The following is a 15,450-nucleotide window of genomic DNA, read 5'->3' on the forward strand; positions in this document are numbered from 1 at the left end:
GGAAGCTGAAATACAGAGTTGAATCAAAGCTATACTTAGGATAGTGCAAGTATTTGATGTTAATTTATAAAAATTCTGCAATTATTATGACTGGACAAACTCAGACAGAGAAAGACAAATTACAAGCAAGCACTAATGTAGAAATAAATCCAGAAATGGAAGCAGAAAAAATTCTCTGTCCTCATTGTTTGCGTACCGCTACGAATGGGATTAAATGTAAAGGAATTTGTGTCGCTGACAGTGATTATTAAGGTATACCGCTCATACCTCTTGAAGTGAGCATTTCCCAAAAAGACTGATAACGTTTAACGCCAGGAATATGATTACTAAATAACCAAGCTTCCCATTCTTGATTATGAGTAATTTGAGGGTTAAGTAAAATAACTTCACCATCCAACGCATCACTAATTTGTAGGGTTGTTTGTAGATACTCTACACGTATATCTTGCTCTAAATTTTTTCCATATATCAAGTATTGCTCATCAGATATAGGTGGTAAATTTCTCAGGCTTTCTGTCCGGATGTCAATCCAGTTCTGATGCTCAACATAAAACCAGTCTAGTTCTTTAGCCATCCGTAACCTTAGAACTCCTGGATATCCATGCCAGCCATTTGTAACCTTTAAAAATTCCCGGTAAGATAGGGGTAATTTTGTCCTCAAACGAGATTCAGTAGCCGTAATTTCTTTTTCTGATGCTCTTGGTAAACCTAACCATTCTGATTGAATCGCTTCATCTGGAAAATCTACGACTGTCCAATATATTTCACCATTTTCGTAATTATAAAGTACTTTTTGACTCTCTTTTTTCAGGAAAGAATACCAATTAGAATTATTCATAATTTGGCGTTACTTAAGAAATCTCTTGTTAGCAGGACTTACGCAAAATCAAGAAACTAACCGCAAATGACACGAAGGATAACTTTAGAGTGTTATTGCGTAAATGCTAGTTAGTTTACTAAATTTTTTAGCGAAGAGGAATCAAGTGGTAAATGCGAAGTTTTCAGTGGCGTGGGCTAATTAATAGAGTTCACGCCACTAATAATTTGAATTAATTACCCAATACCTAAACGCCCAGCTAAACCGGGGGTTAAGGGCAGAAGAGTGGCAATCATTAAGAATAGTGCCAATAGACCTAACGCGGCTCTAGCATCATCGGGTTCGGTGATTTCGTTTAAGCTGGGGCGTTCTAAATCTCGTTGTAATAAAAGAATGACAATTGCCCAATACATTGCCAAGGTGTTACCGAGAGAAACTAACGCCAGCAAAACTAAAGTGGCAAATGTGGCTCTTTTCGCAGTTGTGCGCCCATAAATTGCTTGCACGATACGTCCACCATCTAAAGCACCAGCAGGCATAAGGTTTAAAGCGGTGATGACTAAACCCAGCCAACCAATAATTACTAAGGGATGGACGTTAACTAAGGATGATTGTAAGGCGGAACCGAGGACGACTCGCGCCAAGCTGCCGACTAAAATGGAGCCTTGGAAAAATTGATTGGGTAATTGAAATAAACTGCCTGGGTGGGAAAGCAGTAACCCAACAATTAACATGACTAAAGAGACGATACCGCCAGCGGCCGGCCCTGCCAAACTAATATCAAATAATGCTGTGCGGTTGGGTAAGAGAGATTCAAAGCGGGTAATTGAACCAAAGGAACCAATTTGTACAGCAGGTAAAAAGAAAGGCCAGCCAAGACGGACTTGATAACGCCGCGCCAGTACCCAATGACCAATTTCGTGGGCGATTAAAATTATAAAAATGCCGAGGCCGATAGGTAAGGCTTGGGTGAACTTGGCTGGGTTGGCAAATAAATCAAAGTTGAGGAGTAACCCGGCAGTTTCTAAACAGGTAGCAATGGTAGCGATGAGCAAAATCCCGGCAAAGGCTTTCTGTCCTGCGGTGGTGGGACGAGGATCGTTACGGCTAGGCAGTACAATTACTACAGGTTTACCGTCTGTATTTTCTACTAAAAACAGGCGATATTGCTCACCCAGACGTTCTTTTAAGTTGGCGCTGAGGCGGTTGTGAACTTCTTGGGGTTCGCCGCGTAAATTACCTTTAAAGATAGCGCCTTCTTGGTAGGCGATCGTTTCTGTGGCGAAAAATGTATCCAGGCCAAAAATGCCTTTAATCGCATTTAAATCAGCTTCGGGAATTGATAATACTTCAATTTTGAGTTCGGCGGTGACTGGTGATGGTGTATTACCTTCTGGTGCGGTATCAGCAGCCAGCCTTTCTGTTGCCCGTTGCTTCAGGATGGCATCTTGTCCAGCTGCCCGTAATTGTCTGCCAAGGTAGATATACAACCCGGCAGAAGCTACTATCAAGAACAATATGCCGACGATGTTGAGATAAACGCCAGCAGCAAACAAACCAAAAAATAACAGCCAGGGAGTCATCAAAACCACTGACTGCAACCAGGCTAAGATTCCCAGTTTTCCAAAAGGTCTGGCGCGATAAAAGCCCCAACCTAAAATTCCGAAAGCTACTAATACAATGGCTGCAATTATAGGAGTCTCTGAGGAAGCAAACATTTCCAAACCCTTCGCTGTGAAAGACCAAGCCTAGTTGGTCAGGTGTGAGAAGCAGGAGGCACTCCGGCTTTGCCGGAGAAGTCAAAAGTAAAAAACCAAAAGTCAAAAGTATTCTTGATTTTTGACTTTTACCTTTTGACTTGCCGCTACGCGGTTGAGGCAGGAGGAGCTACGCTCACCAACCGAGGTGGGAGGTAGTACCTTCTGTCTGAAGCTCTATGCTTTTATTAATGTATAACGCCACCTGTTTTTCGCTCAAATCAATCGAAGGGACAAGAGAGACAAGGGGGACAAAGGGGACAAGGGAGACAGGGGGAGTTTGGCTGTCTCGCCTTTGTTTTTATAGCCCCAGACTTCCAGTCTGAGGAGATAATTGGATTTACTTTTAAGACTCTCTGCCTGATGTCCAGGTGTCGCGCCATTTGACTGTGCCTTCTTTGGCGACTACCCAACGGCGGGGTGTGGTGTTTTCTCGCAGGGGCGATCGCCCTTCACGCCACATGGCATATTTATAACTAATTAATTTGCCCGCGCTTTCATCAAAGGGAATCTCGGCAAACCAAGTATTGGTGTTGATGTATTCTAGGGGATAAGCTTTGCTAATATCCCAATTGCCTAATTCTGGGCAGTCACCCGTGACGACAATTGTTTCCCCAGGCTGGGTTTGTACGCCATTGAGTTGTACCCGAATAATAGTTTGGCCTTTGATGCGTTCGCCTACGTGGCTGAAGACAATTACTCCCCGTTCTTCTAGGTGCAGGTCGGAAATTTTGCCGTCTTTGACTTCGTATTTATTGCGGGTGATGACACAAGTATGTTCGCCGTCGGGTAGTTCTGTCTCGATTTCTGGTAAGGTGACTTCGCCGCCGCGGTTGAGGGCAACAAAGCACAGGGAATCACGATAACGACGCACGTAGCAGTAAACATCGGGGGTGATGTATTTTTGCCAATGACTACCCATTGAAATGGCTGGGTTGAGCCGCCGCAAACCGGAAAGTAAGCGGAGGTAACGATAAATTTCGGTGTCATTGTCCCATTTTTCCATCATGGGGCGGTTGTAGGGATCGTTACCGCCGTCGGTGTCGTTATGCAAATACTGTTCTGTACCGTAATAAATGCAGGGAATACCACGGGATGTCATAATTAGGGCGATCGCAACTCTCAACATTGCTGGGTCAGGGTTCAGCGATTGAAAGCGTGGCATATCGTGGTTATCGATGAAGGTAATTAACTCGGTTGCGCCGTTGTAGCGGTAGTCTTCATCAAAAATGTATTGAATGGTGTGAAATCCGTTTTCGGAACCTTGGGCGAGGGCGGCGCGAATGGCAACACACAAGCCAAAGTCTAGCATCGTCATCCCGGAATTATTGGCAAATTCCAAAGAGCGATCGTCCTGTGGCCCACTATAAATCCATTCGCCAAAAATAAATACATCTGGTCTGTGATTGTACATATCACCTGTAAATTCTTGCCAAAACCAGATGGGCATGTGTTTTACAGTGTCTACCCGCAAGGCATCTACGCCTCTATCTAGCCATTGTTTAATTGCAGATTTAATATATTCCCGATATTCGCTGTTGTTTTCATTAAAGGTGGCTAAACCAGCTAATTCACAGTTTTGAACTTGCCATTCATCTTCCCAATTCTGCACTTCACCGTAATGGTGATACCAGTTATTTACATCATCATTGAAGTCGGCAATTTTTACGCCGTCATCATACAATTCACCTTTACTACCACTGGTATCAGGGGTACTGTGGTTACAAACAATATCTAATACTAACTTCATATTCCGCTTATGCAACTCATCAATTAAGCGGTCAAAGGTAGTATTTCTAGTTTCTTGGGTTTCATTTAACGAAGGATTTTCATCTTTACCAATATATCTGGGATTGATGCGTTTAAAATCTTTTGTCCAATAGCCATGTATGGCTGCATTGCCCACAAATAATTCTTCTACTTGCTCAAATAAAGGAGTTAACCAAACAGCAGTAACTCCCATATTTTTGAGATAGTCTAATTTGTCAATTACACCTTGCAAGTCGCCGCCCCAATATTTACCCCAGTCCTGCCCGGTGGGGTCATACAATTCTGGGTTAATACCTTCGCTATTTTCGGGGTCGCCGTCATGAAAGCGATCGACAACGATAAAGTAAATGGTTTCTTGGCGAAATTCAATATCCCTGGTGTAAAGAAATTCTAAATTAAGTTCTGTATCTGATGGTGGGGTTTGGATGAGAGCTTCGACTTCGGCTGTGGCTGAATCGACTTTGTACTGCTCTGGTGAGAATTGGGATGGAGGTGTTTGCACCATAAAAGTTTGAATTTAAAGATTTACCATGTGTTGCTTTGCACTTCGGTATTATGCCATCCTGCTCTTGATAAAGAAAATCTATCAAGAGCTAGTTTATATTTCTATCGTGAGACATATTTCCCTTGCTAGAGGTTGAAAAATCGTTGTTCTAGCAGTTCTTTCGTCATCAATATTAAATTAATCATAAGAATTTGGCTTTGAGCAAAATATTATGTAGTTAATCTTGTCAAGATTATGAGATACAAAGCACTCAAAATTTGAGTGTTTTTATTTTTAGGCAGATAAATAAAATTTTAGGTTTTCTCAGTTTTATCTAATGATGAGAGAGTTTATAGAACTGTTAAAAAAAATTATAAGTTGCTTTTTTATGGTAATCATTAGCAGTAGATGAATGAGGAAATTGAGAAATTTGGCAGGACTTAAGCACGAGTTACGGAATAATGAACCACAGAGGCGCAGAGGACACAGAGAAATGAGAGTTTGAGCATTTTTATGGGTGAGTTTTATTAGAATAAGAGATTATTTAGTAATATTTTTGTAAACGTATTGCTAATTATTATTTGGATGTTTCATTCGGAGGATGAAGAAAGGTAAGAGAATTTTATACAAATAAATTTTAATAGTGAGGATTTGAAGAGAAAATTCAGGCGATCGCACATTTTTAACCAAGCTAGTAAGCAAGCAAAAGAGGTAACATTTATGACTAAATATGATAAGGTTTTTAACTCACAAAAAACACTAGCAGAATCTTTAACACCAGAAGAAGCTGTCGCTGCAATTGCTGTGGTAACTGCACTTGCTGATGCTTCGGTGGAAGAAATAGATCCTGAAGGGTTAGCTGGGATTTTGTGGCAATTTGAAGTTTTTGAAGAATACTCTGAAGATGAGTTATTAGAAATTGTTAACAAACTCATTGATATTGCAGAATCACAAGGGCTAAGTCCGTTGTTTAATACTGCTAATGAATCGCTTACAGAAGAAGTCGTATTAGATGGTTTTGCGGCTGGGGTAGTGACACTTTTAGATGACGAAGAATTCACTATTCCCAAAAGTAAAGAACCTTTCTTGAAAAAGTTACAGGAAGCTTTGGAACTGGAAGATGAAGAAGCTGATGAAATTACTAAGGAAATAATTGCAGCTTTTCAAGCAGGAGAAAATGCCGAATATTTGGAGGAGGAAGAAGGGATATTAACTGAGGTTGAATATATCGAAGATGTTTATGAATCGCCTTTAGGGAATTTTACAGTTCCAATTCCGGTTGATGCAGAACAAGGAGGGAGAATTCAAACGCAAGAAGGTGTGGTAGGTTTTTCTGATGACTTCGGCACTTTGCTCAGAATTGATTATTACCCCATACCACCAGAACAGTTAGAAGAATTAGAATCGGAAGGGCAGGAAGAATATTTAAAAAATATTATAGTAGATAAATATGTGCCACAGGCAATTTTTGCACATCTACCAGCTTCGGAAATCAGGTATGGCGAATATTTAGAAGATATTTTTGCTGGCGCATATTACGCCTTAGTTGATATGCCAAAAGGTTCAACAATGTCTCAACAAGAAAATAACGGTAGTTCTACTAGATTAGATGCCTACCGTGGATTGCTGGCATTTATTAATGGCGAGTTTTTATATATAGTTAGTAGCCAACGCAGCTTTTTAAATGGCGAAACACCAAATGCGATCGCAGAAGAAGCTGAGTACATTAAAGATAATATTTTGTCCTTTGTGGAGACGATGGAGTTTAGTTAATCTCCCCTAGTTTATTCATCGGCTAACATCTGGAGTAACTGTGCCTCTGTTAACTGAGTAATTCCTAAAGACTGGGCTTTAGTTAATTTAGAACCAGCATCTTCTCCTACTACCAAATAATCAGTTTTTTTGCTGACGGAATCAGTCACTTTACCGCCAGCTTTTTGGATGAGTGCTTTAGCTTCATCTCGCTTTAGGGTGGGTAATGTGCCTGTCACCACAAAAGTTTTGCCAATAAAGTTTTGATTACTTTCATTCACAGTTGCAGTTTCTTCGGCAGCTAATTGTAAACCTGTATTTCTCAACCTTGCAATTAAAGCTTGATTAGCATCAATATGAAACCACTGATAAACAGATTGGGCGATTTCTGCACCAATGCCATAAATACCCTCAATGTCTGATTGCTTGGCTGCTTCTAATTTCTCGACGGCGGGATATTTTTCGGTGATGAGTTGGGCATTCACACTGCCAACATGACGGATGCCTAAACCATACAATACCCTATGCCAAGGTTGATTTTTTGATTGGGCGATCGCATCTACTAATTTCTGTGCCGATTTTTCCCCCATTCTTTCTAAACTCAGCAATTGTGCTTCTGTCAAATCATACAAATCAGCTACAGAATGCACCAAACCTTTATCTACCAGTTGATGCACTAATTTTTCCCCCACACCTTTAATATCTAAAGCATCCCGGCTAACCCAATGTTCAATGGAACCTTTGAGAATAGCTGCACAAGAAGCATTGACGCAACGAGTTACAGCTTCTCCTGATTCTCGCACCACTTCCTGACCGCAAACAGGGCAATGGCTAGGCATAACAAATGGTACAGTATCAGCCGGACGCAATTCTTTAATTACCCGCACCACTTCGGGAATAATTTCGCCAGCTTTGCGAACAATCACAGTATCACCGATGCGGATGTCTAATTGGGTGATGCGATCGCTATTATGTAAGGTAGCGCGAGAAACTGTTGTCCCCGCCAATTGTACCGGACGCATCTCTGCTAACGGTGTTAACGCCCCTGTTCTACCCACATTCACCGCAATATTTTCCACACGGGTGGGTGCTTCCTCGGCTGGATACTTCAACGCCACCGCCCAACGCGGGAATTTTTGGGTAAACCCTAACTGTTCTTGCAGTTTAAAAGCATTCAGTTTGACTACTACACCATCGGTCATGTAGGGTAAATTCAATCTTTCCGTATCCCAGTATTTGTAATATTCTGCCACTTCAGCCAAAGACTCACACAGCTGATGATTGGGATTTACTCTAAAACCCATTTTTTGCAATAATTCCAAGGCTTCCCATTGGGTATTGGCAATACTCGCATCATCCATCCCTGGAATATGCAGTGTATAGGCAAAGAAATCTAACCGTCGCCGCGCTACAATACGCGAGTCTAACTGTCTGAGTGTACCTGCGGCGGCGTTGCGGGGGTTGGCAAATAACTGTTCGCCTGCTTTTTGCCGTTCTTCGTTGATTTGTTTAAACACTTCCAACGGTAAAAATGCTTCACCGCGCACCTCTATTCTTTCTATTGGTTCTATCCCATCAAAGTTTAAACGCAAGGGAATAGAACGAATTGTTCGCACATTTTGGGTAATTTCTTCACCCGTAACCCCATCACCTCTAGTTGCACCCCTGACTAACACCCCATCTTGGTAAGTCAGCGCCAAAGCCGAACCATCAATTTTCAACTCCGAGACATATTTTACCGCGTCCGTTGTCGGGAGTTGTCGCCGCCAACGTTGATCCCAAGCTTGCAACTCATCAATATTAAAAGCATTCTCCAGACTGTACAAGGGGATATTATGCCGCACTGAGGTGAAATGAGTCGCCGGTCTTTCACCCACGCGCTGAGTTGGACTGTCAGGCGTTACTAATTCAGGATACTGCGTTTCCAACTGTTGCAATTCGCGGTATAGCTGGTCATAGACTGCATCTTCCATGATGGGTGCGTCTAAAACATAATAGGCGTAACTCGCTTGTTGCAAAAGCTGGCGTAATTCTTCTATGCGCTTGAGTTGAGGCTGAGTCTGAATCATTATACTTATAGAACGATACTGAGCAAATATAATTTTATTTGTTGGGATGATTCTAAGTTAATTGTCTTGGGTATCAAAAGGTATGAACAACAGGTAATAAGCGATCGCATCCCGTCTCCCAATATTAACATTTGTTAAAAAAAAGCCCATCAATATATAGACCTGTTGCATAAATCCTGATTCTGCCAACTGAACAAATAACTTTGCTGTAACCCTTTGCGTCTTCGCTTACTGAGCGCAGTCGAAGTATGCGTCTTTGCGCGAAATAAACAATTCTTGTCTTCCACCACACATACAATCATCCTCATGAATAAAAAACCAATCATTATTGCTCATCGTGGCGCAAGTGGCTATCGCCCAGAACATACTTTAGCCGCTTACGAATTAGCAATTAATTTTGGTGCAGACTACATTGAACCAGATTTAGTTTCCACTCAAGATGGTGTTTTAATTGCGCGTCACGAAAACGAAATTTCAGAAACCACTAACGTTGCGAAGCATTCCGAATTTGCTCAACGACGCACGACTAAAATCATCGATGGCGAAATCAAAACAGGCTGGTTTACAGAAGACTTTACCCTAGCCGAAATCAAGACATTACGCGCCAAAGAAAGGATACCTCAATTACGTCAGCAAAATACTTTTTATGATGATTGGTGGGAAATTCCCACACTCCAAGAAATTATTGATTTAGCCAAAAATTATAGTAAGCAATTGGGTCGCAAGATTGGGATTTATCCTGAAACAAAACATCCCACTTATTTTAAGTCTATCAACTTAAGTTTAGAAGAACCTTTACTCCAAACCTTACAAGCAAACGGTTATCACGAAAAAACTGCACCAATTTTTATTCAATCTTTTGAAGTGAGTAACTTACAATATTTAGCCCAAAAAACTCATTTACCTTTAGTCCAGTTAATCAATATTACTGGTCAACCTTATGATTTTGTTGTTAGTGGTGATATTCGCACATATAGCGACTTGGTAACAAAACCAGGGTTAGAGGAGATTGCTAAATACGCTCAAGCAATTGGTATTCATAAAGATATTTTAGTCCCTAGAGATAATCAAAATCAATTGCGATCGCCCACATCTGTGGTACAAAATGCTCATGCTACTAACTTGCAAGTACACGCTTGGACTTTTCGCAACGAAGACTACTTTCTACCTCTAGACTTCCAAGGTAATCCCCAAGGAGAATATGAACTATTTTTTAGTTTAGGGATTGATGGCGTATTTAGTGACTTTTCTGATACTGCTTTAAGTGTGCGCGATCGCAGCCAATCACTTGATATTTCTTAATAATTGCTCTGCCAAGTTAAAAAACTAAAATTATACTTAAGACTACTTTTAAAAGTATGCGAAATATCCTAAATCAATAATTATCTGGTCTTATTTCCTTCATCCCAACCTCTATCACCATAGAGAATTTCACAACAACTGACTAGTGCATACCAAAATAAAGGTAGTTATGGTAACTAAATTAGACGCATTTAAATCACCTCGATTTATAGGTAAACCTCTTTTAGCAGACATTGATTTTTTTGACTCACTAGAAAAAGTTGATCGATTTGCGACTGATGCAGGTATTAAAATTTATGTCACTAGTTCTACCCGTTTACAAGGTGGTGTAGTGTCAGGTGCAATTGTCCGTCCTGCAAGTCGTTCAAATCATTTAGTCGGTCATAGCATTGATATGAATGTGATGCTAGGGGATAAGCTATTTAACAGCAATGCTCTTGATAAAAGCAACTTAAAAAATCTACCACAAAGCATTCAAAACTTTATTCAAAGCATACGTAATGACCCGATGTTGCGCTGGGGAGGAGATTTTACACCAGCAGATTCAGTTCATATTGATGATGGCTTAAATGTCAGAGATCCTGCTACTTGGGATGCAAAATTTCCCATTATCCAAGCAGAAATGCGAGCTTTATCCCAACCTAATTCTGTTTCTGGACAGCCAAGACTGTTATTTTTGACTGACCCACCAATGCGAGGAGATGATGTACTTGCTGTACAAAACGCTCTTAACCAAAAAGGCTTTAATCTCAAAGCCGATGGTATATTTGGCGCAGCTACCGATGATGCTGTAACAGCATTTCAACAAAAGCAAGGTTTAACAGCAGATGGTATTGTCGGGCCAGGTACGCGCAAAGCATTAGGATTGTGATATTGGGAGAAGGCAGGAGGCAGGAGGTAAAATTACACAATATCCTAATTTTTCTGTAAAAAACAAGATACCCGACTTCTTTAAGAAGTCGGGTATCTGAGCTTATTTGTATTTACAAATCAACCTTAATAAGCAAATTTATTTGCTGCTGCAAATCGGTTGTTAATCTCATCCCAATTAACAACATTCCACCATGCTGTTAAATAATCAGCGCGGCGGTTTTGATAGTTGAGATAATAGGCATGTTCCCAAACATCATTGCCGAGAATGGGATATTTACCTTCACTAATGGGATTATCTTGATTAGCTGTAGTTGTGATTTCTAACTTGCCATTTTTGTTACGCACAAGCCAAACCCAACCACTACCAAAACGTGCAGCACCAGCTTCATTAAATTGCTTTTTAAAAGCGGCAAAATTACCAAAGTTTTGATTAATTGCAGTGGCGATTTCTCCGGTTGGTTCTCCGCCTCCCTCTGGCTTCATAATTTTCCAAAACATCGAGTGGTTAATATGACCACCGCCGTTATTGCGAACTGTGGTGCGGATATCTGCGGGAACTTTGCCAAGTTTACGTAACAGTTCTTCAACAGATTTGTTTTTCAGTTCTGGGTGTTTTTCTAATGCAGCATTCAAGTTTTTCACATAAGCCGCATGGTGCTTATCGTGATGGAACTGCATTGTTTTCGCATCAATGTGTGGTTCTAATGCTTCGTAAGCATAAGGTAAAGGTGGTAGTTCAATTACGCCTGTGGTGCTGGTGCTTGGTGCTTGACTAAGAGGTGATTTGTCAGCCAACGCCAAAGAATCTAATGCAAAAGTACCTGCACCTGCACCCAGTAAAAATAAGAAATGTCTGCGGTTAAGAGTCATAAGAATTTTTTACAGCAAATCTACGCAATTTGTTGTCAATTTTTATTGTCATAGATTTAGGCTACAAAAAATCACCTTTATGGCTTAAATATCAAAATAAATATGGTTAAGTTTAATATGCGTAGGGTGTGTTAGGCATAAGCCGTAACGCACAAAAACTTTGCGGTAGATGCGTTACGCTGTCGCTAACACATCCTACATACATTTCAAAAATTAAAGATGAATCTTATAGTTAAATTTAGGTTAAATACTATCAGGATCTACACCCAAAGCTTTTAATCTCTCTGCTAGTAATTGGGCGCGTTGTTCTGCTTGTTGTGCGCGTTGTTCTGCTTGTTGTGCGCGTTCGTCACCAGTCAGTAAAATACTACCTGCTTGGTCACACCAGCGCAACCAAGTATCATTTCTCCCTTCAAATTCTCCAGTCCACAAGGTAACGCCTAAACCAATGTCTTCTAACCAATTATTTGTAGTTTCTATATAACGCCTACCCTTAATTGTATAAATTCTTAAAACTTGCTCTCCTAAATTTTGATGTGGGTCATAGACAATATAATAAGCAACTCGCATTTTTTCATAAATTTGGAGTTTCTCATCTAATTCATTGCCTTTTTTATTGGAGACAATTTCAATTACTAATTCTGGCGACTTACCAAATTTCCAAACGAGGTAACAGCGATTTTCTTTTTCCCACCAATTCTCTGGTGTTTGAACATCAAAACTTACAAACACATCAGGAACAATCGCAGGTTCAGTATATGTATGGTAAACACCAACATTAGCTTCAGCTAAAAAAACTTGATTTTGTAAAGAACTATAAAGAGAACTAACTAAAAGGCGTTGTTGTTTGGCAGATGCAAGGTTATCCACTGGCGTATCATCTTCAGTTATTAGTAGGTTAGCATCTGGTATGTCACAATTATCAATATCTTTGATTAAAAGTTGCTCACCCATGATTTTATCCACTACTGAAGGGTTGTATTTATTATAAGTAAAATTCTCACTGCTCTCAACCTGACTTAACCTAATAATTCATTTACGTCAACATTAAAACCTATAAGTACATTTTGAGTTTTGACGATTTCACCTGCAATAAATACCAGTCGCTGATTTTTAGTAATTACAATAATCCAACTGTTTTCAGGAAATACTAACCAAACTTCTTCACTACCAGATTGCAAATATTCTTGAGATTTTGCAATCATATCTTCTGCTAAATCTGTGGGGGAAATAATCTCAGCTATTAAAGGAAAACTTTGCGGTAAAACCGCAGGTTCACCAAATTGCTGCATTAGTTCTGGGGTAAGATAAGCCACATCAGGACGACGACCTTGTTTGTTCGTCAGACAAGGTGCTTCTGTATAAACTTCCCCGCCTTGTCCACTAGTGTCTTTGTAATTTCTCCAGTAAGTAGCTACTTTCGCCTGTATACGGCTGTGTTTCAATGTCACTTCTTCTTTCTCCAGCAGTTCCCCATTTACCAATTCTGTACCTTCGGGGGGACTTTGCAGCCAATCTTCTAGCGAATAGTCTGTTGAAGTCGTGTCTTTAATTGGTGTGATTACCATAATTATCTATTCTTATGAGCAAGATATTATTAATATTATGACTTAGAGGTTAATGAAAATGACACAAGAATTAACCGACCTCAGAAATAGTATTTTACAAGGACGTTACGAAGATGCTTTGGCGATTGTTGATGAGTTAGAGGGGATGAGTAGACAGGCAATACTGAGAAATATTCAATCTTATTTAAAGATTTTATTAATTCATTTAATAAAAAACCAAGTAGAAAAGCGACTAATAAATTCTTGGTCTGCTTCTATTCGTAACTCTGTACGAGAAATTCAAAAACTTAATATTAAAGACAATAAAAAATCTTATTATGTCAATCAAGATGAATGGGAAAGCTTAATAGAAGAAGAAGTAATTGAAGATGCGATCGCAGATGCTAGTTTAGAAGTTATGAACGGTACATATAACCAATTTCAACTAGCTGATGTAGTCAATCGGCAAGAATTAACACAGCAGGCTGTAGAATTTTTGCTCTTGACTTATACTTATTCACCAAAAGAATTACCCAGGATTGTTGCAGAAAAATTGATTCAATTATCTGGTGCTGAAGATTAGCAAGTTTAAATCATTAATTCTTTTAGGATGGGGTTCTCCCATCCTAAAAGAATTAACGGCAATTAACCGAAATGTTGAATAATTGCGTCGGCAAATTCAGAACATTTGAGAGGTTCTACAGGTGGTTCCATTAACCTTGCTAAATCGTAGGTGACTTGACCATTAGCGATCGCATCCCCTAAACCTTTCTTAACTAAGTCGGCGGCTTCTTGCCAACCCAGATATTCCAACATCATCACGCCAGACAAAATCACTGAACCAGGATTAATTTTGTCTAAACCAGCGTGTTTGGGTGCTGTACCGTGAGTAGCTTCAAAAACGGCGCAAGCATCGCCAATATTTGCCCCAGGCCCCATACCCAAACCACCAACAATGGCTGCGGCTGCATCCGACAAATAATCGCCGTTGAGGTTCATTGTAGCCAGAATCGAATATTCATCTGGTCTGGTTTGGATTTGTTGAAAAATACTATCAGCAATTCGGTCATTGACCATGACTTTATCTTTCCACTTGCCGTTACCGTGGCTATCCCAAATTGAGTTAAGAACTGTTTCCACTTCCTTGACAATTTGCGATTTTTTCTCCTGGGTAAGAGCATCAAAACCAGGGTCAATTTGACGGGCGTTGTCTTCTAGGGAAATGTTAGGATTTTTTTCTTTGTTGCTTAAAATCCAAGATTCCCGTTCAGTGACAGTTTCTTGACGAAATTCGCTGGTGGCTAATTCATAACCCCAATCACGAAACGCGCCTTCGGTGTACTTCATGATGTTACCCTTATGCACCAGCGTGACTTGTTGCTTGTGTTTGGGCAAAGTTAAGGCGTGTTTGATGGCGCGACGTACTAGACGCTGGGAACCAGTTTTGCTGATGGGTTTAATCCCGATCCCCGCATCGAGGGGGATTTGCTTTTTACCGTGTTCTGGGGTGGCGGGGATCAGTTCTTTGTTGAGGATGGAAATTAAGCGTGAACCAATTTCACTACCTTGTTTCCATTCGATTCCCAAATATATATCTTCAGTATTTTCCCGATAAACAATGACATCTAGCTTTTCAGGGTTTTTGTGGGGTGAAGGCGTACCAGCATAGTAACGGCAAGGACGCACGCAAGCATACAAGTCAAAAATTTGCCGCAATGCCACGTTTAAAGAACGAATCCCACCGCCTATAGGAGTGGTCAAAGGCCCTTTAATTGCCACACCATATTCTTTAATCGCGGTGAGAGTATCTTCGGGTAAATACTGATAAGTGCCGTATAAATCACAAGCCTCATCACCAGCATAAATTTTAAACCAACTGATTTGGCGTTTACCCTGATACGCCTTAGCTACCGCAGCATCTAGTACCTTTTGGGTAGCAGGCCAGATATCAATACCTGTGCCATCGCCCCGAATAAACGGGATAATTGGATTGTCAGGCACAACTGGCTCACCATTCTTAAAGGTGATTTTTGATCCACTAGTCGGGGGGGTAATCTTTTCGTACATAGTTCAAACACTCCAGAAAATATTTTGATATTGGGTACTGGACAATGGCATTCAGAAATCCTTTCTAGCCTCTAGTCCCTAGCCCCTAGCCCCTAATTATGCAGATTTTCCCCCTATTTCCCTTTTACAGCATTTGGGGATT

The 15,450-nt window shown here is 40.4% G+C and carries 13 protein-coding genes; 5 read left to right on the forward strand and 8 right to left on the reverse strand.

The window, feature by feature from the left end; translation table 11 throughout:
- The first annotated feature begins 86 nt into the window (after nt 1–86).
- On the forward strand, nt 87–251 hold the full coding sequence (locus tag H6G75_RS16775; RefSeq protein ID WP_190981158.1) for a hypothetical protein: 165 nt from the start codon (nt 87–89) through the stop codon (nt 249–251).
- On the opposite strand, the gene H6G75_RS16780 is transcribed toward H6G75_RS16775, so the two are convergent.
- From H6G75_RS16780 to H6G75_RS16790, 3 genes are all read right to left on the reverse strand, one after another.
- Complete coding sequence (locus H6G75_RS16780; RefSeq protein ID WP_190981159.1) at nt 248–838, reverse strand: SMI1/KNR4 family protein; 591 nt, start codon at nt 836–838, stop codon at nt 248–250. The two genes, H6G75_RS16775 and H6G75_RS16780, sit on opposite strands and share 4 nt — an antisense overlap.
- A gap of 215 nt (nt 839–1,053) precedes the next feature.
- The gene (locus H6G75_RS16785) at nt 1,054–2,535 is read right to left on the reverse strand and encodes a site-2 protease family protein (protein WP_190981160.1); all 1,482 of its coding nucleotides are present in this window, start codon (nt 2,533–2,535) and stop codon (nt 1,054–1,056) included.
- Between the two features lie 385 nt (nt 2,536–2,920).
- Nucleotides 2,921–4,849 (reverse strand): alpha-amylase family glycosyl hydrolase, encoded by a 1,929-nt coding sequence (locus H6G75_RS16790; RefSeq protein WP_190981161.1) that lies wholly within the window; start codon nt 4,847–4,849, stop codon nt 2,921–2,923.
- A 699-nt stretch (nt 4,850–5,548) separates the two neighbouring features.
- On the opposite strand from H6G75_RS16790, the gene H6G75_RS16795 reads away from it, so the two are divergent.
- Nucleotides 5,549–6,601 (forward strand): hypothetical protein, encoded by a 1,053-nt coding sequence (locus H6G75_RS16795; protein ID WP_190981162.1) that lies wholly within the window; start codon nt 5,549–5,551, stop codon nt 6,599–6,601.
- An 11-nt stretch (nt 6,602–6,612) separates the two neighbouring features.
- Here H6G75_RS16795 and ligA read toward each other — a convergent pair whose 3' ends face one another.
- Nucleotides 6,613–8,649 (reverse strand): NAD-dependent DNA ligase LigA, encoded by a 2,037-nt coding sequence (ligA, locus tag H6G75_RS16800; RefSeq protein WP_190981163.1) that lies wholly within the window; start codon nt 8,647–8,649, stop codon nt 6,613–6,615.
- Nucleotides 8,650–8,955: 306 nt separating this feature from the next.
- Here ligA and H6G75_RS16805 point away from each other — a divergent pair, with 306 nt between their 5' ends.
- Together H6G75_RS16805 and H6G75_RS16810 are read left to right on the forward strand one after the other, a co-directional pair.
- A complete protein-coding gene (locus tag H6G75_RS16805) occupies nt 8,956–9,951 on the forward strand; it encodes a glycerophosphodiester phosphodiesterase (protein ID WP_190981164.1) in 996 nt (331 codons plus the stop codon).
- A gap of 169 nt (nt 9,952–10,120) precedes the next feature.
- A complete protein-coding gene (locus H6G75_RS16810; RefSeq protein ID WP_190981165.1) occupies nt 10,121–10,822 on the forward strand; it encodes a peptidoglycan-binding protein in 702 nt (233 codons plus the stop codon).
- Nucleotides 10,823–10,947: 125 nt separating this feature from the next.
- Here H6G75_RS16810 and H6G75_RS16815 read toward each other — a convergent pair whose 3' ends face one another.
- The 3 genes from H6G75_RS16815 to H6G75_RS16825 all read right to left on the reverse strand — a co-directional run bounded on the left by H6G75_RS16815 (nt 10,948) and on the right by H6G75_RS16825 (nt 13,262).
- A complete protein-coding gene (locus H6G75_RS16815; RefSeq protein ID WP_242051556.1) occupies nt 10,948–11,694 on the reverse strand; it encodes a superoxide dismutase in 747 nt (248 codons plus the stop codon).
- Nucleotides 11,695–11,937: 243 nt separating this feature from the next.
- The gene (locus H6G75_RS16820) at nt 11,938–12,648 is read right to left on the reverse strand and encodes a Uma2 family endonuclease (protein ID WP_190981166.1); all 711 of its coding nucleotides are present in this window, start codon (nt 12,646–12,648) and stop codon (nt 11,938–11,940) included.
- A 65-nt stretch (nt 12,649–12,713) separates the two neighbouring features.
- Complete coding sequence (locus H6G75_RS16825; RefSeq protein WP_190981167.1) at nt 12,714–13,262, reverse strand: Uma2 family endonuclease; 549 nt, start codon at nt 13,260–13,262, stop codon at nt 12,714–12,716.
- A 58-nt stretch (nt 13,263–13,320) separates the two neighbouring features.
- Here H6G75_RS16825 and H6G75_RS16830 point away from each other — a divergent pair, with 58 nt between their 5' ends.
- Nucleotides 13,321–13,824, forward strand: coding sequence for a DUF29 family protein (locus H6G75_RS16830; RefSeq protein ID WP_190981168.1), 504 nt, complete (start codon nt 13,321–13,323; stop codon nt 13,822–13,824).
- Nucleotides 13,825–13,886: 62 nt separating this feature from the next.
- Here H6G75_RS16830 and H6G75_RS16835 read toward each other — a convergent pair whose 3' ends face one another.
- Nucleotides 13,887–15,308 carry an NADP-dependent isocitrate dehydrogenase gene (locus H6G75_RS16835; RefSeq protein ID WP_190981169.1) on the reverse strand — a complete coding sequence of 474 codons (1,422 nt, stop codon included), beginning with the start codon at nt 15,306–15,308 and terminating at the stop codon, nt 13,887–13,889.
- Nucleotides 15,309–15,450: the final 142 nt, after the last annotated feature.

Source organism: Nostoc sp. FACHB-280 (assembly GCF_014697615.1).
GTDB lineage: Bacteria > Cyanobacteriota > Cyanobacteriia > Cyanobacteriales > Nostocaceae > Nostoc_B.